Raw genomic sequence first — 22,164 nt, 5'->3', positions numbered from 1 at the left:
ACTCTCCAGGGATTCACTGTGATCAGTGACGTTCACTGTAATCAGTATCCGGGCCGCCGGGCAAAAGTGTGTTCTTCCCCCCTCTCCCTTCTGCGTGCCATTTTATAAGGCTTAACAAGTAAGTTAGTACTTACTCTCATATTGGTTAGCACTCACTTATACCGTGTTTACTGATTACAGTGAATGCCCTGACTTCGGTTGGCTAAGCCCCTCTCTGCTGATTACAGTGAATCCTTTTTACTGACTACAGTGAATGCCTTTGCTCTGGCCTGTTCTCAAAGAGCATTACCGACTGGCCAGCAAATCAGGGCTGGATGCGGTTTACCATGATGGGTCTGCTCAGCGTGATTCACATGATACGTATAACCTGAATGACACACGTAACCAGAGATAGCAGCGTGACACTGTTACTGATTACAGTGAATGTTTGCTGATGGACACTACCCTCGCCTCTCCATTGAATCTCTTTAACGGCTTTCCGAATCGCTACTGATTACAGTGAACGTTGTTGCCAGATGTCCGGTCTGAAGCGAGTCATAACTGCCATGGCGAGATGCTTATCTTGTACTGATTACAGTGAACGTTCTGCTGATTACAGTGAATGTTTGCTGCGGTGTACCGCAAGGCATCGTGCATTCTACTGATTACAGTGAACGTTAAAGTGAACCTGCTGACGGCATTGCTGATGTATACGATACGGGGCTGGTGCATGACTGGCTGAAGGGCGACAGAAGAAGCCGTTGCTCGCAAGGTCTGGTCACTTCATGACTCACGACCACGTCGGCACACACTGATGCAGAACAGAATCGCCTCTGTCTACTTACTGCTATCTACTGACTCATATTACGACCCCGTCGGCACGCCCTGATTCAGAACAGAATCGCTTCTGTCTACTTACTGCTGACTACTGACTATAGTGAATGTTCGCGCGGTTGTTCTCCTTCTAATGCCTCTTCTGTTTGTGATGTTACTGACTATAGTGAATGTTTACTGCTTTCTGGATTTACTGATTACAGTGAACGTTTATGGGCTTTACGCTTCTGTATCGCAGACCAGAGTCGGTTGTGACGTTGCCGGTGTATATTCCCTCTCCAGATTCCGATGCTTTTATCATCCGCTGAGGATTTTTCAACCCATCCTTACTGACTACAGTGAACGTTTACTCTGCCCTGCGCCCTCTTCTGGCTCCTGATCGGCAAGTTTACTGATTACAGTGAACGTTGCTCTTCACAGAGCTGAACACGTAAAACGCTACTGACTATAGTGAATGTTGAAGTTATGCAGTGGCAAAGATCAGCACTGCAACCTGCAGTCACTGCCTGAAATCCATTTATCAATGTATCCATCGCTCTTTCGCCTGCTCCATAACGTCACCGAAAGAGACACAAGCTTTACTGACTACAGTGAACGTTTGATCTCAAGGTTCGTCTTCTGTGTTTTCCCCTTTCACGCTCAATGTACCCGGTTTGTCTGATAATTTTTTAAACCTGTTTGCTCACTACAGTGAATGTTCTACTGATTACAGTGAATGCTTACCGCAATTAACCTGCAAAATATATTCGGCCAGACGAAATAATGTGATGAAACTCACCAAAACCCGTGTGGTTACATAAAAACGGAGATTATGTTGAGAAGATAATTTATTGCCTCACGTGCAGGATTTATGTATAAAGTCATAAATCCTACATGTTTGGAGCAAATATGGCTAATGATGACAAGCAGGTGATGAAGGTTGCGCAGCGTTCAGAACGCATGCTGCTAAGCCTCACCGAGCAAATTCAGGCGCAAAAGCAGGAACTGCATGAAAATACCTACTATCAGGTCTATGCCAAAGCGGCGCTGGCAAAGTTGCCCAAACTGACCCGAGCCAGTGTGGATTACGCAGTCAATGAGATGGAAGAGAGCGGTTATCAATTTGATAAACGCGCGGCCGGTTCTTCCGTTAAATATGCTATGTCGATTCAGAATATTATCGATATCTATCATCATCGTGGCGTGCCGAAGTATCGCGATCGCCACAGTGAAGCCTATACCCTGTTTGTTGGTAATCTGAAGGGCGGCGTCTCCAAAACGGTTTCTACCGTCTCGCTGGCACATGCGCTACGTGCACATCCACATCTGCTTTTTGAAGATTTGCGCATCCTGGTTATCGACCTTGATCCGCAGTCCTCAGCAACCATGTTTCTGAACCACGAGCGCTCCGTCGGGCTGGTGGAAGCGACTGCGGCGCAGGCAATGCTGCAGAATGTCTCACGAGATGAGCTGGTCAACGAGTTTATCGTTCCGTCGATCATTCCGGGTGTGGATGTGCTGCCTGCATCGATTGATGACGCCTTTATCGCCTCAAGCTGGGATCAGCTTTGTGCTGAGCATCTTCCGCAACAGAACGTTCACGCCGTGTTGTATGACAACGTTATTGCCAAACTGAAAAAAGATTATGACTTCATCTTTATCGATAGCGGCCCGCATCTTGATGCTTTCCTGAAGAATGCGATTGCAGCGTCTGATCTTCTGATGACTCCAGTGCCACCGGCTCAGGTAGACTTTCACTCGACACTAAAATACCTGACACGTCTTCCGGAACTGATTGCGATTATCGAAGACTCCGGCGCGACCTGTCGGCTGCAGGGCAATATTGGCTTCATGTCGAAGCTCTCCAATAAAGCGGACCACAAACTCTGTCATAGCCTGGCGAAAGAGATTTTTGGTGGCGACATGCTTGATGCTGCCCTTCCCCGCCTTGATGGTTTCGAACGTTGTGGCGAATCCTTTGATACGGTTATCTCCGCCAATCCTTCGACCTACGTCGGCAGCAGCGAAGCGTTGAAGAATGCACGATCCGCCGCAGAAGATTTTGCTAAAGCCGTCTTCGACCGTATCGAATTTATTCGCCTGAACTGAGGTTTGTATGAGCGCAAAAAGAATTACGATTGGCAGAACCTTCAGCCAGACTCCACTGGAAAATGACACGCCAGACAGCCAGCACAACCAGACATTCGTTCTGGCAACGGGCAAGCGCGCGTTGTTTCGTTTTGAACGCATTGCCGCCAGCGACGTTGAAAGCAAAACGTTTGTCACAATGGAAACCAACGGTCGCGATCAGGCAGGCCTGACACCTGATTCGCTGCGCGACATTATCCGGACCATTAAGCTGCAGCAGTTCTTTCCCGCTATCGGCGTGATGCGCGATGACCGCATCGAAATCCTGGATGGCTCACGTCGTCGGGCAGCCGCGCTCTACTGCAAAACCGGCCTGGACGTGCTGATCACTGACGCGGCCATCACCGCTGATGAAGCCCGCCGACTGGCGCAGGATATTCAGACGGCACGGGAACACAATCTGCGCGAAGTGGGGATGCGTCTGTTAACACTTAAAGATGGCGGTTTGTCGCAGAAGGAGATTGCTGAAAATCAGGGTTTGTCCCAGGCTAAAGTGACGCGTGCCCTGCAAGCCGCCAGCGTTCCGTCAGATTTGATTTCACTTTTTCCTAATCACGCCGAGCTGACCTATCCCGACTATAAAGCGTTGTTACAGGCAGCTGACAAGTTGAGTGAGTCCGGGCAAAGCGTTGAAGCTCTGATCAAATCCATTTCAAGGGAAATTGATGTGGTCTGTGCCCGTGAAGGTCTGGCCGAGGACGAGCTTAAAAATCATATCCTGCGTCTGATTCGACAGGGCAGCCAGACTCTGATCAAAGAACCGGAGAAAGATAAAACCCAGGCGACTGCGCTCTGGTCTTTTGCGGATAAAGATCGCTTCGCCCGTAAAAAGGTACGCGGGCGGATGTTCAGTTATGAATTTAACCGGCAGTCGAAAGAGTTGCAGGAAGAGCTGGATAAAGTTATTGCGGAGACCCTGAAAAAATATCTCAACCGTTAACGTATCTGCACTCAAATCAGCCAGCGATAGACGCTGGCTTTTTTTTTGATTTTTTAGGTAATCGGCGTTAATAGAGATGGCTGACACCCAAATTTCAGGCTGAAATCGCCAGATTTTTAAGTGTGAATTCATGGTTAAGTTATTGAAATATAATAAATTAATATATTGTTTCTTGCTGAAAAACTGCATGAAATCGCCACTTCGCTGAACTCTTTCGCCAGATACCTAGGCCCCTTCCAAACCGCACAGGTCACTATAAACAGAGATAACGTTTTTCGTCTGATGCTATCGTTGATGAATCTCATCGCCGTCAGCGCACATCCGACGGTCAGAATATTGCAAGTAATGATTTTCCGGGGCTGGTTCATTAGTGACCAATCAACCCCCACTGAACCTCAGTAACAGCGTACCGGCTTCACACACTCCGCTAAACCCTCTGCCTGGCCTTTCTCCAAACATTAGCCCGCCAGCGATATTTCGTGATTAACTGTTTGTTTTTAATATAAAAGATGCAAGGATTTCATCCTGAAATCGCCATGCCTGCAGTTAAACGCTCCCTCGTTTCAGGCCTGAGGGCGAACGGATAAGATCAGAAAAGAGGCGTATCTTGAGAGCAGTAAAGTCCTGAACAGAGAGTGAAAAAAGATACTCAGAAACTATCCCTCACTTATCCACAGAAAAAGTGGATAACTTTTTCTGCGCGATAAAATTTTTTTTGAAGAGGTGCGATACAAGATGCAGCTTTGGCAGGGAACTCCATTAAAACCTGATCAGCGCGAAAAGATTGTCACAGTCTGCTCATGACGGAAAGGTAGTTGCATGGCATCAGATTCACTGTATTGGGTAAAGCAGATGAAATCGGCAGCTTACGGACGAAGAGCCCCTATCGGCCTACCTGATAAAAGGCGATGGCTCACTGCACTGCTGTTTACAGTGAATTGCGAGAAATAACGTCTGTATGGCATTGAACCGTGTTATCAGTGGCTGTTATCAGCATACAGCGTAGTTGCTGATGCGCAGAGAGTGCTGACCACTGCAATCAGTAATCAGACCGATGTGAAGTGACGTAATGCAATGATGATCTTCCACGGCAGCAGCGAACCTATGCAGAAGAAAACCGGGCCAGGCCCGGTTTTGATATGAATCAGGCTTCAAGCCAGGCGGTGATTTGCTTAACCATGGCATCCGTTGAGATGCCATAACGGTCATGCAGCGTCGGTAGTGCGCCTGCTGCAAGGAAAGCATCCGGCAGCGCAATCTGTTTAAAGCGCGGTGTCACATGGTTTCGCATTAACAGGCCGGCAATAGCTTCGCCTAAGCCACCGGTTATCGAATGATTTTCAGCGGTGATAACCAGCTGGTTATGATGCAGTGCTACTCCCGCCTCACGCAGGATGGTCTCTTCATCCAGAGGCTTAATCATGGGTGAGTGAACCACACCGACCTCAATCCCCTGCTTCTCCAGCGCTTCAGCGGCCTCAAGCGCCCGCATGGTCATCAATCCGCTGCTGATAATAACGGCATGCTTACCGCCGCGCAGGCGCTGAGCCTTACCGTGCTGATAGCGATAGTCATATTTATCCAGCACCAGCGGAACCTTACCGCGCAGCAGGCGCAAATAGACCGGACCCTGATGTTCAGCGATAGCCGGTATCACCTGGCTAATCTCCAGTGCATCGCAGGGATCGATGATAGTCAGGTTCGGCATGCCACGGAAGATTGCCAGGTCATCAGTCGCCTGATGACTCGGTCCATAACCGGTGGTCAGGCCCGGCAGTGCGCAGGCGATTTTAACGTTCAGATTCTCTTCGGCGATGGCTATGCAGATAAAATCATAAGCGCGGCGGGAAGCAAAGACGGCATAAGTGGTGACAAAAGGCATAAAGCCTTCACGCGCCATACCTGCTGCGGCGCTCATCAGTAACTGTTCCGCCATGCCCATCTGATAAAAGCGTTTCGGAAAAGCCTCTGCGAACAGGTGCAGATCGGTGTATTTACTTAAATCAGCCGTCAGCCCGACCACATCTGAGCGCTGCTCTGCCAGAGAGACCAGGGCATGTCCAAAAGGAGCTGAAACCGTGGGCTGGCCTTCAGCGGCGATCGAGGCGATCATGGCGGATGTGGTCAGACGTTTTTTTTGCGGTTGTGAACTCATCTCAGACTCCTTGCTCAAGTGCAGTCAGGGCTTTGTCCCACTCATCGGCATCGACCCGAATAAAGTGGGTTTTCTCACGACTCTCCAGAAACGGCACCCCTTTGCCCATTCGGGTATCGCAAATGATGACGCGCGGCTGAGGTTCGGGCCAGCTGCGAGCCGCATCAAAGGCGGCCTGCAAAGCAGAGATATCGTTGCCATCAACCCGCTGGGTGTACCAGCCAAAAGCCTGCCAGCGATCCACAATGGGTTCAAAAGCGAGAATCTCACTGCTATGGCCGTCAGCCTGCTGATTGTTGACGTCGATAAGGGCGATCAGGTTATCAAGTTGCCAGTGTGAGGCGGACATTGCCGCTTCCCATGTAGAGCCTTCATTCAGTTCACCATCTGAAAGCAGGTTATAGACTCGTGCCTGCGAGCCTTTCTGTTTCAGCCCCAGACAGGCACCCACAGCAATACCTAAGCCATGACCCAGTGAACCGCCGGTTATTTCCATGCCTGGGGTATAGGCAGCCATGCCGGACATCGGCAAGCGGCTCTCATCAGTCCCATAGGTTTCCCTTTCCTCTTCAGGTATCACGCCTGCTTCGAGCAGGGCGGCGTAAAGGGCGATAGCGTAATGGCCAATCGACAGATAGAAGCGATCGCGGTCTTCCCACTCAGGTTGATCCGGCCGGTAATTCATGGCGTGGAAATAGCTGACAGCAAGCAAATCGGCGGCACCCAGCGCCTGACCGATATATCCCTGCCCCTGAATCTGCCCCATTAATAAGGCATGGCGGCGAATATTGGTGGCTCGTTGCTGCAATGAGAGCACGTGTGAAGCGTGACGAGAGTCAGTCATATTACCTCCTGATTAACGATTAACGTCCGCTGCCCGGATGCGCAGCACGCATAGCGCGCCACCCAGCAGGACGGCAGCAATAAAGTACATTCCGGAAGCGGACGTACCGGTTGCGGTGGTGATGGTGCCTATCAGCCACGGTGAGAAAAAACCGGCCAGATTAGCAATGCAGTTCACGGCGGCGATGCCTGCGGCGGCAGAGACGCCACCTAACAGATTGGTCGGCAACATCCAGAACAGCGATGAGGCGGAAAGAATGCCCGCAGCGGCAATACAAAGGGAGAGCAGTGACAGGGAAACGCTATGGCTCAGCAGAGTTGCCAGCGTCAGTCCGGTGAGTCCGATCAGCATTGGAACAATCAGATGCCAGCGGCGTTCACGATAGCGGTCGCCACTGCGCCCGGCCAGCAGCATAAAGATAATGGCGCAGAGGTAAGGCAGACTGGTCAGCAGCCCAATATGCAGCGGTTCACTGACGCCTGAGTTTCTCACCAGCGTCGGTAACCAGAACGTCAGGGCGTACTGACCCATCACCACACAGAAGTAGATCAGAGCCAGCAGCCACAGACGACGGTCGGCGACAAAGGCTTTTACCGTGCCATGACAGGCTTTCTGCTGATTATCCTCGTCCAGATCGGCACGCACGCGGCGTTTCTCATCTTCGTCCAGCCACTCTGCCTGTTCAACGCGATCCTTCAGAACCAGCAGTACCACTAATCCCATAACAAGGGTGGGGATAGCTTCCAGCATAAACATCCACTGCCAGCCGGCCCATCCGTGAAAGCCTGCAAAGGTCGCCATAATCCAGCCTGAGAGCGGGCCGCCAATCATCCCTGAAAGTGGAATGGCGACAAACCAGAGCACGGTCATACGCGCGCGACGGTGTGATGGAAACCAGTAGGTCAGGTAGAGCAGTAAACCTGGCGCAAGACCGGCCTCGGCGACGCCGAGCAGAAAGCGCAGCAGGTAGAACTGCCATGCGGTTTCTACAAAGGCGAACAGGGCTGAGATGATTCCCCATGTGATCATAATGCGGGCAATCCAGCGGCGTGCGCCGACACGGTGCAGGATCAGGTTACTCGGCACCTCAAAGAAGAAGTAGCCGATAAAAAAGATCCCGGCACCCAGTCCATACACGGTTTCGCTGAGAGACAAATCATCCATCATCTGTAATTTAGCGAAGCCCACATTGACGCGATCAAGATAGGCGCAGAGATAACAGAGCATCAGCCAGGGCATCAGGCGCCAGGCAATTTTGCGATAGGTGATATCGCGCGCAGCAGAGGCTGCGCTCAGATTAAGCGTGGTCATGGTGTTCACTCCCGAAGTTAGCCCGCCAGGCGTGCGGGCAGGGAAGGGCGCTATTTAATGGATCAGCATGCCGCCGTTCACATCCAGCGTGATGCCGGTGAGATAACCGGAGAGATCGCTGGCGAGAAACAGCGCAGCGTTGGCGACGTCACTGGCGGACCCAAGGCGGCCGAGCGGAATTCCGTCGAGAATGGCGTGGCGGCGTTCATCCTGTAACAGGCCACCAGTGATGTCCGTCTGGATCAGACCGGGCGTCAGGGCATTAATGCGTATCTGGTCAGGGCCAAATTCGCGCGCCATCGCTTTAGTCAGGCCCAGAACGCCCGCTTTAGCAGCACTGTAGTGCGGGCCACCGAAAATCCCGCCGCCGCGCTGTGCTGAGACCGAGGACAGGCAGACGATACTGCCGCCTTTCTGCTGCTGCATGGTGGGGATCACCGCCTGAGACATCAGCAGCGTGCCGCGCAGATTGACATCAAGAATACGGTTGTAATCCTCGATGCCGATTTCCAGTGTTTTAACCGGCTGAGTAATACCTGCATTGTTGACCAGCACATCAATACGGCCGAAGTGCTCAAGAACCTGGTCGATGGCACGACGAACAGAGAGGGGATCGGTCACATCGGTGGCCAGGCCGAGATGCCCGTCACCACAAGACAGTGCGCTGGCCTGGGCGGCCTGCCGATCTAAATCGAGCACTACCACGCGCGCGCCATGCTGAGCAAAACAGGCGGCTGTGGCCCGGCCAATGCCGCGCTGAGAGGCGGCACCTGTAATAATCGCAACTTTATTTTCGAGTAACATTGTCCACTCCAGAAAAATAATTATTAGTGGTTCGGTATCGCTACCGGCAGGGTCACGATCAGAATTGATAAAGCGGCTAATATTGGCAATGCAAAAAAAATTCATTTGATGCTGAATGAATTTGTTGGTTTGATGCAGTTAACAATTCTGCGATTTAAAAATGGGCACACATCACAAAATTCCAGTGTGGAGAGGCGGATGGAAAAGCAGTCTGATCACTTACCTTCGATTAAATCACTGCGGGTTTTTGAGCAGGTGGCCCATTTTGGTAATGTCGCGCGTGCGGCCGAGGAATTAAGTATTACGCCTTCGGCGGCCAGTCATCAGCTGGCAAAACTGGAGCGTGAACTGGGCTGTATTCTGTTTAATCGTTCGGCAAAGGGCGTAGTGCTGACGCTGTCGGGTGAGCATTACCTCAGGGAGATTGGTCCGATACTGCTGAGTCTGACGCAGGCGACTGCACGCATCAGTAACGAGAAAGCCCGCAGCAACCTCAGGATCCACTGCGCGCCCAGTTTCGGTCTGCTGTGGCTGTTGCCGCGCATCCATAAATTTCGCGACAACTATCCCGAGTTCCAGCTCACGCTCTCCTGCTCTTACGAGAATTTATCTTTCAGCCGCGACAGCATTGATATTGCGATACGCCATGGATTCCCGGACTGGAACTCATTCGAGATTAAAACGATCCGCCACGAAAGAATGTCGGTGCTGGCCTCGCCTGAGTATCTGAAAAAGCATCCTGTTAATCAGACCGCTGATTTAATTCATCATGCGCTGATATTATCGGAGTCGCCGCTTATTCAGTGGCCGCAGTGGTTTGCTTCTCAGCAATTACCTCAGCCAGATAATGAGTGGTTATTTCGCTTTGATCGCTCCTATATGAGTCTTGAGGCGGCGATGTTAGGCCACGGTCTTATATTTGAAAGTGAATTGCTGGCGGAGGATTATCTGCGCAGTGGAAAACTGGTCAGAGTCTTGTCCGAACAGGAGAGTCTGCCCGTCAGCGCCCATCATCTGGTCTTCCCGCGTGGATTTGCCCAGTTTCCCCGCGTCGCGCATTTCCTGAGCTGGATCCAGCAGGAACTGAAAGTGTTAACCTAATGTTAAAATAACTTTCACGTCGTCATTATTGCGCTGGTTTATTTATCCGGTTAACTATCCCTGTTATAAAAATCGCATTGCTAAAGCTAACTTTTAAATACCGTCTACACTTCTTTACCCACTCGGTAAATATGTTCCATTTCTATTCCGTATGAAATTTAATCAAACGGATGTTTAACTTATTAATGGCAGGGATATTATGAGTACGAATACACCAGACTCTGGTGAAGCGGGCGATCACGCGCCTGCGGATACGGTACGCCAGCGCATTTTTTTAGTGGTACTGGTTGCCACTATGGGCGCGCTGGCTTTTGGTTATGACACCGGGATTATCTCGGGTGCGTTACCCTACATGACCTCACCACCCGATCAGGGTGGACTTGGACTGAATTCATTCACTGAAGGGCTGGTAGCCTCTTCGCTGGTGTTCGGTGCCGCAATCGGCTCTTTCCTGAGTGGTTTCTTCTCTGACCGGTTTGGCCGGCGTATTACACTACGCAGCCTGGCGGTTATTTTTGTGCTGGGTTCACTGGGAACAGCGCTGGCGCCTTCTGTCAACGTCATGGTGGCAATGCGCTTCCTGTTGGGGATTGCTGTCGGCGGCGGTTCCTCTACCGTGCCGGTGTTTATCGCCGAAATTGCCGGACCGCGCCTGCGTGCGCCGCTGGTCAGCCGCAATGAGCTGATGATCGTTACCGGACAGCTCATTGCTTATGTTGCCAGTACGCTGCTGAGCTATCTGCTGCATGATGAGCACCTGTGGCGCTATATGCTGGCAATTGCCATGGTGCCGGGTCTTTTACTGTTTATCGGCACGTTCTTCGTTCCCGCCTCTCCTCACTGGCTGGTGGCGGAAGGGCGTCTGAAAGAGGCTAAAAAGATCCTGAAGTATCTGCGTGAAACGCCGCGTGAAGTGCGCCATGAGATGGCGCAGATGAAGAAGCAGGCGAGAGCGGCGGAACGTGGGCCGGATGCGAAAACCCTGATCCGTGAGAAGTGGGTGATTCGCCTGATGGTTATCGGCGTCGGTCTGGGTTTTGTCGCCCAGTTCACCGGGGTAAATGGTTTTATGTATTACACCCCGATCATCCTTAAACAGACCGGACTTGGCACCAGCGCCTCGATTGCCGCGACCATCGGTAACGGCGTGGTCTCAGTGGTGGCGGCGATTGTAGGTATCTGGGCGGTTAGTCGCTTCCCGCGCCGGACGATGCTGATTACCGGCCTGTGTCTGGTGGTCGCTTCGCAGATTATGCTGGGCAGCGTGATGACCTTTATCACTCCCAGCCTGATGCAGAGCTACCTCGCCCTGGCCTGTATTCTGCTGTTCCTGTTCTGCATGCAGATGTGCATCTCGCCAGTCTACTGGCTGATGATGTCGGAACTGTTCCCGATGCAGTTGCGTGGCGTATTAACCGGCGGCGCTGTCTCACTACAGTGGATCTTTAACGCGATAGTCGCCTTTGGTTTTCCACCGATAATGGAATATGCCGGCAGCACCACCTTCTTCATCTTTGCCGCGATTAACGTCGGGTCGCTGATCTTCGTGATGGCGATGGTGCCAGAGACGCGGGGCAAAAGCCTGGAAGAGATTGAGTCACACATGAAAGAGAAGTTTGGTGAAAAGCCAAAAGAGGCTGAAGCCTCCTGAGTCTCCCACCGGATTCAGCCCACCGGCTGAATCCGGTTTTACCTACTTATCGCCCTATCTTGTTACCTCCTTATCTTCTTACGAACCGTTGCACCGCATTTCCCCGTCCTTATCCTCACTAAGTACCATCAGACAACATTCACTGTAATCAGCAATTTTCCCTCGATTAATTTCCATACAGTTCTGGCGATTTCAGGCTGAAATCGCCAGAAACTGACTTAATGAACTGTCGTTATTGTCTTCAGAAATCCCCGGTTAAGCGAAGCATGACCGCTGACAAAGATTGCCTCAGGCTCTGCGCTATACTCATTTTTCATCTGCTCCGCACGCTGACCGGTACGCACTATGAAAATTTCAACCACGACGGCAGTTTTTGCCGCATTGCTGACTGCTGCGCCATTGCATGCTGAAAACACACCAATCTCCTCCTGGTGGAATGGATTCACTGACGATGTTGCGCAGACCTGGAACGCGCCTCAGCATACCGATCTCTACCTGCCATTTATCAGCTGGCACGCCCGCTTTATGTACGACAAAGAAAAAACCGATAACTATAACGAGAATCCCTGGGGAGGCGGTCTGGGCATTTCCCGCTACAGCGACAGCGGCAACTGGAGCGCGCTTTATGCAATGGCTTTCAAAGACTCACACAATGAGTGGCAGCCGATTGTCGGTTATGGCTGGGAGAAGGGCTGGTATCCTGGTTCGAATCAGGACTTTCGTCTTGGCGCGGGATTAACCGCCGGTATCACCGCACGCGAAGATTTTGGTAACTATATTCCGCTACCGATTATTCTGCCGCTGTTCTCTGCCGGTTATAAGGCGCTGAATGTACAGTTCACCTATATTCCGGGCACGTACAATAATGGCAACGTGCTGTTCGCGTGGTTTCGCTATGCATTTTAATTTTTCAGGAAAGGATTTATGACCCGGAGGTGGAAAACCGTCACCCGCAGGCTCTGGCGTCTTGCGATTGTGTCTGGAGTATTGTTACTGCTGCTACTGATTATTCGAATCTATGAAGCGGAGCGCGGGCCGGAGTTACATCGCTGGCACACCTGGGTCCCGCATGAACTGACAGTGGAACAGCTTGATAATGCGACCTATGCTGACTACCTCAAGGCCGAAAATCATCTGTTCGACGAGATGAAGCAACAGGTCAGTGACCGACTGGATGCGGAAGAAAAAACGCCACTCAACCGATACTATGCTGGCAGCATGATCTATCCGGGGCATTTCGCGCAGGACTGGAACCGTTCCTATATTCTGCAACCGACGGGCAGGCCGCGCGGTGCGGTAGTGCTGTTACATGGACTGACCGACAGTCCTTACAGTCTGCGGCATGTGGCAGAGGCTTACCGTCAGCAGGGTTATGTGGCGGTGGCGATACGGTTACCGGGTCACGGTACGGTGCCTGCGGGTCTGACCGATGTTGACTGGCAGGACTGGATGGCCGCCACACGCCTGGCGGTGCGGGAAGCGACCCGGCTGGCGGGCACGCAGACGCCGCTGCATCTGGTGGGTTTCTCGAACGGCGGGGCGCTGGCGGTAAAATATGCGCTCGACAGCCTGGGCGATCACACGCTGCGTCGTCCGCAGCAATTGATTCTGTTATCGCCGATGATCGGTGTGACTCGTTTTGCCCGGTTCGCAGGTGTTGCCGGGTTGCCCTCTGTTTTCCCTGCCTTTTCGAAAACGGCCTGGCTGAATATCGTGCCGGAGTTTAATCCGTTTAAATACAACTCTTTTCCGGTTCACGCTGCCCGGCAGACCTATTTGCTGACGCAGGCGCTGCAGAAAGAGATCCTGCAATATGCGCGTAATCAGCAGCTCTCCGGTTTCCCGCCCGTGCTAACCTTTCAGTCGGTGATGGACTCCACCGTCAGTACGCCTTCGATCATCCGCTCGCTCTATAATTATCTGCCAGTGAACGGCAGCGAACTGGTGCTGTTCGATATCAATCAGGCGGTCAGCGTCAGTCCGTTATTCCGCCACTCCTCATATACCGCGGTTAATCAGCTGTTGCCTGCAGCGCGTCGGAATTACTCATCCACGGTGATCACTAATGCCTCCGCCACCTCACTGGAGATGGTGACAAAAAGCGTTCCCGCGGGAGAGATGCAGGAACGGATTCAGCCGCTGGCAATTGCCTATCCTGCGGGTCTCTACTCGCTGTCGCACGTTGCGATTCCGTTCCCGGCCGAGGATGGGTTATATGGCAGTGCGCCCGCGCAGAAGAATGAGTTTGGTATCAGTTTTGGGACGTTGTCACTGCGCGGCGAGAGTGCAGTGCTGATTGTCGGGCTGGACTCAATTATGCGCGCCACCTCTAACCCGTTTTATCCTTATATGATTAACCGAATCGATCACCACATCAGTTGTAGCGACAAGCCGCAACTTGCGGCCTGCCTCAGCAGTTTCTGAATCAGTACAGCATCAGGCCCGCATCGTGCGGGCCTGATGTTAAATAGCGTTCAGCTTTTCCATCACCTCATCCGACAGTTCCAGGCTGCCGCTGGCAAGATTCTCTTTAAGATGTTCCGGGGAAGAGGTGCCTGGAATCAGCAGAATATTTGGCGATCGCCGCAGCAGCCACGCAAGTGCGACCTGCATCGGCGTGGCATTCAGGGATGCAGCCACTTCATTAAGCTGATCCGACTGCAACGGAGAGAAGCCACCCAGCGGGAAGAACGGCACATACGCAATTCCCTGCTGCGCCAGCTGATTCACCAGCTCATCATCCTGTCGATGCGCCAGGTTATACATATTCTGCACGCAGACAATCGGCGTCATCGCCTGAGCTTCTGCGATCTGCGTGGCGGTAACGTTACTCAGGCCAATATGGCGAATCAGTCCGCGCGCCTGTAACGCCAGCAGCGCCTCCAGTTGTGGCTTCAGAGAGCCTTCTTTCGGCCTGGCCGGATGCAACATACTGCGCAGGTTCACCACTTCAATCACATCCAGCCCCAGGTTGCGCAGGTTATCTTCAACTGCCTGCTTCAGCGCCTCTGGCTCCATCGCCGCCAGCCAGCCGCCTTTGGCGTCGCGTCGGGCACCCACTTTGGTGACAATGCAGAGATCCTGCGGATAGGGATGGAGCGCCTTTTTAATCAGCTGGTTGGTTTCGTGCGGGCCATAAAAGTCGCTGGTGTCGATATGATTAACGCCTGCCGCGACAGCATCGCGCAAAACCTGGATTGCCCGGGCTTCATCTTTTACCGGGCCGAACACGCCCGGCCCGGCCAGTTGCATTGCGCCGTAGCCAATACGGTTAACTTCACGATCGCCTAACGTAAAAGTCATGGTGGTGTTTGACATGAAAACCTCCTGCATGAATGTAGATCAATTGTAACGGTGATTCAGCTGTGCAACTATCCGGTGAAATCAGGACAGACTGTACGGGGTGATGCACAATGGCGATCGATATGGCGCTGCTGGATGCCGTGGTGGCGGTGGCAAAAGCGGGAGGATTTCGGGAAGCGGCACGCGTCACCGGCAGCAATGCGTCACGCCTGAGCGATGCGGTACGACGGGCGGAACAACAGCTGGGCATTCGTCTGTTTCACCGCACCACCCGCACCGTGGTGTTAACCGAAGCGGGCAGGGCGCTGATGGAACGTCTGCTGCCCGCGATCAATGAAGTTAACGCCGCGCTGGATGCGGTTAATCGCTACCGTAACACCCCTGGTGGCACGCTGCGGCTGAATGTGCCGGTCAGTGCAACCCGGCTGGTGCTGCCCGCGCTGGTGCCGGAATTTTTGCAGCGTTATCCCGACATCCGGCTGGAAATTGTGGCGGAGAGCAGCGTGCAGGATGTCTTTCGTGACGGTTGTGACGCCGGGATTCGTTATGATGAGCGGCTGGAGCAGGATATGATGGCGATGCCCATTGGCCCCAGACAGCAACGGTTCGCGCTGGCGGCTTCTCCGGCTTATCTGGCAGAACATGGCCGACCGGAACATCCGCGCGATCTGATCCATCATCGCTGTCTGCGTGGCCGTTATGCCAGCGGCCTCATGGCTGACTGGACCTTCAGCCACGAGGGCGAAGAGATCAGCGTTGAAACCAGCGGGCCGCTGGTGGTTTCGGTCGGTGGCGCAATGGATCTGGCGGTGGAGGCGGCCATCGCCGGAAGCGGCGTGATATATCTGTTTGACGAGTGGCTCAGGCCAGCCCTTGACAGCGGCAGGCTTGAACCGCTGCTGCAACCCTGGTGGCTGACTTTCTCCGGTCCGTGGCTCTATTACAACGATCGCCGCCTGATCCCCGCTCCGCTTCAGGCATTTATCGACTTTGTCCGCGAAAAAAACGAGCGCGAAAACAGCTCAGCTATACCAGCTAAACCCCTGTGGCACCCGTGAAAATCCGGCATGTCGCAACGCGTTAAGCAGCGGTGACCGCGAAACCGGTTCACCATCTACCTTCTCAAGCGTGAAACTCGCGGGCTTTTCACGCTTCAGTGCCAGGCCCAGCGCCGCCACCGCGACCTGCTGCAGCGCGGGATCGTCGGTGAATGTCAGCAACTCTTTGCCTCCCGGCGTCAGGTAGAGTACCAGCGCGCCGCCTGCAATCACCACGCGACCTCCCTGACGGCGGGTCGGGCGGATGCCGCTGGCGTGGAGCGGCCAGCTCAGTAACGCACCAAATGGATTCGCCGGGTCCGGTGCGGCCAGCGCCACAGCCTCTGTCGCGGTCAGCGGCTTTTCTGCCAGCTCCCGCAGCCGCTCAATGGTGTTATGGTCGGCAAACTGCGCGCCGCCCGCACCAGCGACAAACCGGCCACGCAGCAATCGTCCGGCATCTTCCATGCTGCGTAATACCGGCTGTAACGCCGGGAATCCTCCGGGGATCTGCTCCGATATCGCGCTACCCCGGCTGATCACCCCATAACGGTCGAGAAGATTTTCCACCAGCGACAGGGCCAGCCGGGCAGGAGCAACCTCCTGTCGGTTAACCCGCGACCAGCGACCAGCCAGCGTGTTGACCGCCGGTCGGCGTGCAGAAAGTGCGCCCGGGGTGAAGCGCTGACCAAAACGGGTGCGCAGGGTACGCGCGGGACGTGAACGGGGGGCGCCTGGCGTGGTCAGCAGCCCACGCACCGCAATCCAGCTATCGGCGGTGACATAGCCTTGCCACACCAGTTGCCACAGGGCAGCATAAACGTCGGTGGTTTGCGTCTCTGCCTCGTCCATCTGTGCCATGATCTCATGAACAAACCACGAGCCACCCCGGCTCAATGCGTCGAGAGTCGCCTGCTGAATCGGCGTCAGAGGCTGCGTAGTGTCAATCATCGGCAGTGTTTCAGCGGCATATTCCGTGAGGTGCAGCGAGATCAACCCATCATTCTGACCCAGCGCTTTGTGTCCGCACCAGATAACCTCGCCACTGGCTAACAGTTCATCGAGCATCGCGGGCTGATAGTCGGCTATCCTGGCGCGCAGGATTTGTGACTCCCACAGCGAGGCCGGTAGCGGCACGCCCGCAAGTTGCTCAATCACACGTAACAGCCCGTTAACCCCGTGATGCTCTTCACGCTGCGTGTTAAGCACACCGTGACGCTCCAGCAGCAGGTTGATCCAGGCGGCAGGTGGAACAGGCCGGGTTGCTTCACGTGCTGATTGCAGTGAACGTAAGCGTAACCGTTTGAAGATCTCAATGGAAACCCACTCCGTTTCCGATGCGCCCTCTGGCGAACCCATATTGAGCAGGTTGCCCTGCTGATGCAGGGAAAGCAGCACCTCATTCACAATGGCGATACCCAGACCAAAATACGTGGCCAGCTGTCGGGCAGTGAACAGGGTATGGGTTCGGGCGTAGCGGTTAATGAGATCGCGTAGCGGATCGGCCTGCGGCTCCAGAAATGTTTCGGGCAGATCGTCAGGCAGTACAACGGCCAGTGCATCGCGCAGGCGGGCTGCATCTTCAATGATCGCCCAGCGATCTTCACCGGCGAGGGTGACCGGAATCATTCGCTGCGCGGCAGCGAACTGCGTCATGGCTTCCGCGATCTGCTGGCCGTTGCCACTAAAACGTACCGCAATACCGGCAACCGGGAGCGGGCCAAGATCGCGCAGCAGATCGATAATGCCTTCGGCGTGTTGTGCCTGATAGCGGGAATCAATGCGCTGCAGTTCCTGTTCAACCTGCTCAACGACGTCAGGTGCCAGCAAATCACGCTTGCTGGTCTGGCCGAGTAGCTCACCCAGCAGGTTACTGTCGAGCGCCAGCAGTGAGGCGCGCCGTTCTGCCAGGGGGGCGTCGCTGGCGTAAATAAACTCTGCAACATAGCCAAACAGCAGCGGCGCGGCAAAAGGGGAGGGCTGTTCGGTCGTCACCTCGACCAGCTTTACCTTTCCCTGTGCCATCTGTTCCATCAGCTGGTGCAGGGCAGGCAGATCGTAGACATCCTGCAGACATTCGCGTGCGGTTTCGATAAGGATGGGGAAATCGTCATACTGTCGTGTAACTTCCAGCAACTGACCGGCGCGCAGCCGCTGCTGCCAGAGCGGCGAACGTTTGCCCGGATTACGCCTCGGCAGCAGCAGAGCGCGTGAGGCACATTCACGGAAGCGGGCGGCAAACAGCGCCGACTGACCGACACTCTCAGTAACCTCTCGGGTCAACTGGTCGGCGTCGAACATAAACAGGTCAGCGCCGGGTAATACTCCCTCGCTGTCGGGAAAGCGGGCCACAATGCCGTCATCGCTGGCCGCAACAGAAGCATCAATGCCCAGGCGTTGCTGGATTCGGGCGGCAATCGCCAGCGCCCAGGGCGCATTGACCCGCTTTCCCCAGGGCGAATGCAGGATCACCCGCCAGTCGCCGATTTCGTCACGGCAGCGTTCAATCAGCAACGTGCGATCGTCCGGCACTACTCCGGTCGCAGTGCGTTGTTCAGCCAGCAAAGCCAGCAGATTCGTGACTGCGCGGGCATCCAGCCCCAGCGCGCGCAACTGCTCCTGCGCATCCGCCGGTGAAGTCGCACTCAGATGACGCAGAAACAGCCCGAGGCTGGCACCCGAATCGGCCGAGCGGCCCACACCTTCTCCGCGCCAGAAAGGCAGACGAGCCGGACGGCCTGGCGCAGGCACCACCAGCACCTGGTCGTGGGTAATCTGCTGAATCCGCCACGACGTTGCGCCCATGGTAATAATGTCATTGACCCGCGACTCATAGACCATCTCTTCATCCAGTTCGCCGACACGACGTGAGCCAGCCTGCTCTTCGCCTTCCGGCAGGATGACGCTGAACATGCCGCGATCGGGAATGGTGCCGCCGCTGGTCACGGCCAGATGCTGAGCGCCGGGTCGCGGCGTCAGCAGTCCGCTCTGACGATCCCACACCAGCTGCGGCCGTAGCTGAGCAAAAGCGTCTGAGGGAAACTTACCCGCCAGCATATCGAGCGTGGCATCAAACAGCCGACGCGACAGAGTGCGAAACGGATCGGCCCGACAGACCTGCGCATACCAATCATCGACCTGTAAGGGATCCATTGCGACGGCCGCCAGGGTTTGCTGCGCCAGAATATCGAGCGGGTTACGCGGCGGAGCCAGCGCATCGAGCTGGCCCGCACGCATTGACTGCAATATGACGGCCGAATCCAGCAGATCGCGCCGGGTGCGCGGAAACAGGATGCCGGTTGATACGCCGCCAACCTGATGTCCGGCGCGTCCCACCCGCTGCAGTGCGCTGGCGACTGAAAGCGGTGCGCCCACCTGGATCACCAGATCCACCGGCCCCATATCAATGCCAAGTTCGAGACTGGAAGTCGCCACCACGCAACGCAGTCTGCCCAGCTTCAGTGCGGCTTCAATCTCGCCTCGCTGCTCCTTCGAGACAGAACCGTGATGTGAGCGGGCAATAAGATCATCACTGTCGTCCGGTTCTGCATCCCAATCGCCAGCGGTTGTCTGCTGCGCCAGATAACGCGCATTGAGCCGCGCAGTCAGCTTTTCCGCCAGGCCACGCGAATTCACAAACACCAGCGTGGCGCGATGGGACATGACCTGCTGCAGAATGCGCGCTTCAATGTGCGGCCAGATCGAACCGCTGGCAGAGGTGGCTTCACCGGTCAGGTCATCGGGGCTGGCGATATCGGTCATATCTTCGACCGGCACCTCGATGGTCAGGTGCAGCGTCCGATCGGCGGCCGGATTAACGACCTGAACGGGCTGACAGCCGCCAAGGAAGGCGGCGACCCGCTCAACCGGCCTTACCGTAGCGGAAAGCCCGATACGCTGGGCGGGCTGTGGCAGCAGCGCATCCAGCCTCTCCAGGCTCAGCGCCAGCTGGGAACCCCGCTTCGATCCCGCCACCGCATGCACCTCATCGACGATGACCGTGGTCACGCCCTGCAGCGTCGTTCGCGCTTTTGAGGTCAGCATCAGAAACAGTGACTCGGGCGTGGTGATCAGGATATCGGGCGGGCGGCGCACCAGCCTGGCGCGCTCTGCACCGGGCGTATCGCCGGATCGCATTCCGATATTCAGCGTGATCTCTGGCTCATTCAGCGCCTGCCGCTCAGCGTAAACGCCTGCCAGCGGCAGATTAAGGTTGCGCTGTACGTCCGCGGCCAGCGCTTTAACCGGTGAAATATAGAGAATGCGGGTGGTCGTTTCACGTGCAGGTGAGGGCTGGGTGGTTCGGAACTGAAACAGCGTGTCGATGGCGGTGAGGAAGGCCGCCAGCGTCTTCCCTGAACCGGTCGGGGCGATCACCAGCGCATGCTCTCCGCTGGCTATCGCCTGCCATGCCGCCTGCTGCACCGGCGTGGGAGCAGCAAAGGTGGCAGAAAACCAGCGTCGTGTGGCGGATGAAAACCGGGCTAAGACCGCATCAGATTGGGATTTCGACATCATACTCACGGTATCACGCAGCAACTGCGCCTGAAATTAATCCGTTGAGTGTAAGTGAAAATTACCGTTTGTGGATGACGCGGCAGATATCTGGCCGCGTCGGGCGCGTTTATTAACTGGCCGCTCCGGCTAAAGCGCGACCTCTGATCGCCAGCAGCGACACCAGTGCCAGCACGATGATGGTCATGCCATAGAACCAGGCGGTATGGTTCAGCCCGATATGCGGCGCTGCCATTCCGGCGGCAATCGCAGGGAGGGCAAAGGCGAGATAGCTTTTGATCAAAAAGGCGGAGAACAGTCCGGCGCGTTCATGACTTTCAGCTAACTGCATAATGATCTTCAGCACGCTGGAGAAAATCGATCCAAATCCCTGACCCGCAATGGCAGTGCCGAGATAGAGCCAGGCCACGCTGTGCAGAGAAAGGCCCGCAAGCGTGACGCTGACGCCCGCTATCAGCATCAGCGTACCGATAACTAATGCCCGCGCAGGCGGTAACGGGCGAAAGAGAAATACTGCTGCCGTTGCGCTCAGCATCAGCGTCGCCACAATCGAGCCGCCGATAAAAGGCGATGTCAGGCCGGTTGCGTTCGCCACCATTGAGGGCATCAGTGAAAGGTAAAATCCGCCCAGCATCCAGGTTGCGATGTTAACCGGCGTCACCATTAACAGCGGACCCAGCGCGCGTCGCGGTATGCTGACCTGGGGTCGCAATGCGGCCAGAACACCCGGCTGAGGCGCAATGGTTTCTGGTATCAGCGGCAACAGCGCCATGGCAACCAGCATCAGTATCAGCAGCAGCGCGTAAAGCGTCACCGTGGGAAAGGGCGCAAAGGTGACCAGTATGCCGCCCGCCAGCGTGCCCAGCGTCATCCCCAGAAAGGCGGTGAATGAGTTCAGCAGTGGCCCACGGGTTTTACTGGCGTCAATCAGGCTGGCACCAAAGGTCGGTAAGGCAATACCGGTTGCAAAGCCCTGCACCAGCCGGGCGGCGATTAAGGTCGCCGCAGAACCGGCAGACATAAAGATCACCAGCGCGACCGCATTGATCGCCAGCGCCAGCAGCATCAGCGGGCGGCGGCCGGTATAGTCGGACACTTTACCGACCGTCAGCAGCGCGGCCAGTAACGCGAAAGCATAGGCACCAAAGATCAGCGTCAGCATGGTCGGCGTCAAATGGAACAGGCTGCGATAAAGTGGGTAGAGCGGCGTTGGCGCACTGCTGGTGGCGGAGATCAGCGCCGCACCGGTAAAACTGAAAAGCGTGGTGCGGGCAGCAGCCTGAGGCGTCAATGTGGGGTTCATGGAAATCACCTTAATGCAAATTATTAGCTTTTAATAAGGTATACGGCTATCTGAACCTTAATGCAATATCTTTGCTTTAACGTTTATTGCGGTGGGGCTGAAGGCGTGTCTGAGAGTTTGTAACGGTGAGAGCTCTTCAAGGTGTTACGTCTGCTTTTTGACAGAGGCAAGCCTTTTATCAGGATATTTGATGTACTGACCCTCTACTGACGGGAGTTCATGTGCTGGCAGAGGCACGTTGACTTTGGGCCACCGTGACT

General features: G+C 54.9%; 14 protein-coding genes. 7 read left to right on the top strand and 7 right to left on the bottom strand.

The annotated features are described in order from the left end of the window. Window positions 1–1,701: 1,701 nt before the first annotated feature. Window positions 1,702–2,901: an AAA family ATPase gene (locus tag LC417_RS13535; protein ID WP_010670591.1), complete on the top strand. Its 1,200-nt coding sequence runs from the start codon at window positions 1,702–1,704 to the stop codon at window positions 2,899–2,901. Window positions 2,902–2,908: 7 nt separating this feature from the next. Then, window positions 2,909–3,880, top strand: a complete 972-nt coding sequence (locus LC417_RS13530; protein WP_010246824.1) for a ParB family protein — start codon at window positions 2,909–2,911, stop codon at window positions 3,878–3,880. Window positions 3,881–5,024: 1,144 nt separating this feature from the next. Here LC417_RS13530 and LC417_RS13525 read toward each other — a convergent pair. Genes LC417_RS13525 through LC417_RS13510 form a run of 4 tightly spaced genes read right to left on the bottom strand, consistent with a single transcriptional unit; the run spans window position 5,025 to window position 8,994 of the window. Beyond that, complete coding sequence (locus LC417_RS13525) at window positions 5,025–6,035, bottom strand: transketolase family protein (protein ID WP_223566015.1); 1,011 nt, start codon at window positions 6,033–6,035, stop codon at window positions 5,025–5,027. Between the two features lies 1 nt (window position 6,036). After that, the gene (locus tag LC417_RS13520; RefSeq protein WP_031292457.1) at window positions 6,037–6,879 is read right to left on the bottom strand and encodes a transketolase; all 843 of its coding nucleotides are present in this window, start codon (window positions 6,877–6,879) and stop codon (window positions 6,037–6,039) included. 12 nt (window positions 6,880–6,891) lie between these two features. Continuing rightward, window positions 6,892–8,190 (bottom strand): MFS transporter, encoded by a 1,299-nt coding sequence (locus tag LC417_RS13515; RefSeq protein WP_223566014.1) that lies wholly within the window; start codon window positions 8,188–8,190, stop codon window positions 6,892–6,894. 54 nt (window positions 8,191–8,244) lie between these two features. Continuing rightward, window positions 8,245–8,994: an SDR family NAD(P)-dependent oxidoreductase gene (locus LC417_RS13510; RefSeq protein WP_187505780.1), complete on the bottom strand. Its 750-nt coding sequence runs from the start codon at window positions 8,992–8,994 to the stop codon at window positions 8,245–8,247. Window positions 8,995–9,192: 198 nt separating this feature from the next. Here LC417_RS13510 and LC417_RS13505 point away from each other — a divergent pair, with 198 nt between their 5' ends. The 4 genes from LC417_RS13505 (at window position 9,193) to LC417_RS13490 (ending at window position 14,170) form a co-directional block, all read left to right on the top strand. Next, a complete protein-coding gene (locus tag LC417_RS13505; RefSeq protein ID WP_223566013.1) occupies window positions 9,193–10,095 on the top strand; it encodes a LysR substrate-binding domain-containing protein in 903 nt (300 codons plus the stop codon). Window positions 10,096–10,294: 199 nt separating this feature from the next. After that, complete coding sequence (locus tag LC417_RS13500) at window positions 10,295–11,746, top strand: sugar porter family MFS transporter (RefSeq protein WP_223566012.1); 1,452 nt, start codon at window positions 10,295–10,297, stop codon at window positions 11,744–11,746. Window positions 11,747–12,091: 345 nt separating this feature from the next. Beyond that, complete coding sequence (gene pagP, locus LC417_RS13495; RefSeq protein WP_010246837.1) at window positions 12,092–12,652, top strand: lipid IV(A) palmitoyltransferase PagP; 561 nt, start codon at window positions 12,092–12,094, stop codon at window positions 12,650–12,652. An 18-nt stretch (window positions 12,653–12,670) separates the two neighbouring features. After that, window positions 12,671–14,170, top strand: coding sequence for an alpha/beta fold hydrolase (locus tag LC417_RS13490; RefSeq protein WP_223566011.1), 1,500 nt, complete (start codon window positions 12,671–12,673; stop codon window positions 14,168–14,170). Window positions 14,171–14,209: 39 nt separating this feature from the next. Here LC417_RS13490 and LC417_RS13485 read toward each other — a convergent pair whose 3' ends face one another. Beyond that, entirely contained in the window at window positions 14,210–15,064 is an 855-nt protein-coding gene (locus LC417_RS13485; protein WP_223566010.1) for an aldo/keto reductase family oxidoreductase, read from the bottom strand. Between the two features lie 95 nt (window positions 15,065–15,159). On the opposite strand from LC417_RS13485, the gene LC417_RS13480 reads away from it, so the two are divergent. Continuing rightward, window positions 15,160–16,107, top strand: coding sequence for a LysR family transcriptional regulator (locus LC417_RS13480; RefSeq protein WP_223566009.1), 948 nt, complete (start codon window positions 15,160–15,162; stop codon window positions 16,105–16,107). Here the strand turns inward: LC417_RS13480 and LC417_RS13475 are convergent. Both LC417_RS13475 and LC417_RS13470 read right to left on the bottom strand, forming a co-directional pair. Next, on the bottom strand, window positions 16,072–20,604 hold the full coding sequence (locus tag LC417_RS13475) for an ATP-dependent helicase (protein WP_223566008.1): 4,533 nt from the start codon (window positions 20,602–20,604) through the stop codon (window positions 16,072–16,074). The genes LC417_RS13480 and LC417_RS13475 overlap by 36 nt on opposite strands. A gap of 109 nt (window positions 20,605–20,713) precedes the next feature. Beyond that, a complete protein-coding gene (locus LC417_RS13470; RefSeq protein WP_223566007.1) occupies window positions 20,714–21,904 on the bottom strand; it encodes an MFS transporter in 1,191 nt (396 codons plus the stop codon). Between the last annotated feature and the right edge of the window lie 260 nt (window positions 21,905–22,164).

The organism is Pantoea sp. OVA07A, from assembly GCF_019969975.1.
Taxonomy (GTDB): Bacteria; Pseudomonadota; Gammaproteobacteria; order Enterobacterales; family Enterobacteriaceae; genus Pantoea; species Pantoea agglomerans.
This window is presented reverse-complemented; position numbering and strand designations above follow the sequence as displayed.

Coding starts and splice junctions, on each gene's coding strand:
- LC417_RS13490 (WP_223566011.1), top strand. CDS start 12,671: ATGACCCGGAGGTGGAAAACCGTCACCCGCAGGCTCTGGCGTCTTGCG.
- pagP (WP_010246837.1), top strand. CDS start 12,092: ATGAAAATTTCAACCACGACGGCAGTTTTTGCCGCATTGCTGACTGCT.
- LC417_RS13505 (WP_223566013.1), top strand. CDS start 9,193: ATGGAAAAGCAGTCTGATCACTTACCTTCGATTAAATCACTGCGGGTT.
- LC417_RS13475 (WP_223566008.1), bottom strand. CDS start 20,604: ATGATGTCGAAATCCCAATCTGATGCGGTCTTAGCCCGGTTTTCATCC.
- LC417_RS13525 (WP_223566015.1), bottom strand. CDS start 6,035: ATGAGTTCACAACCGCAAAAAAAACGTCTGACCACATCCGCCATGATC.
- LC417_RS13520 (WP_031292457.1), bottom strand. CDS start 6,879: ATGACTGACTCTCGTCACGCTTCACACGTGCTCTCATTGCAGCAACGA.
- LC417_RS13485 (WP_223566010.1), bottom strand. CDS start 15,064: ATGTCAAACACCACCATGACTTTTACGTTAGGCGATCGTGAAGTTAAC.
- LC417_RS13535 (WP_010670591.1), top strand. CDS start 1,702: ATGGCTAATGATGACAAGCAGGTGATGAAGGTTGCGCAGCGTTCAGAA.
- LC417_RS13530 (WP_010246824.1), top strand. CDS start 2,909: ATGAGCGCAAAAAGAATTACGATTGGCAGAACCTTCAGCCAGACTCCA.
- LC417_RS13515 (WP_223566014.1), bottom strand. CDS start 8,190: ATGACCACGCTTAATCTGAGCGCAGCCTCTGCTGCGCGCGATATCACC.
- LC417_RS13470 (WP_223566007.1), bottom strand. CDS start 21,904: ATGAACCCCACATTGACGCCTCAGGCTGCTGCCCGCACCACGCTTTTC.
- LC417_RS13500 (WP_223566012.1), top strand. CDS start 10,295: ATGAGTACGAATACACCAGACTCTGGTGAAGCGGGCGATCACGCGCCT.
- LC417_RS13480 (WP_223566009.1), top strand. CDS start 15,160: ATGGCGATCGATATGGCGCTGCTGGATGCCGTGGTGGCGGTGGCAAAA.
- LC417_RS13510 (WP_187505780.1), bottom strand. CDS start 8,994: ATGTTACTCGAAAATAAAGTTGCGATTATTACAGGTGCCGCCTCTCAG.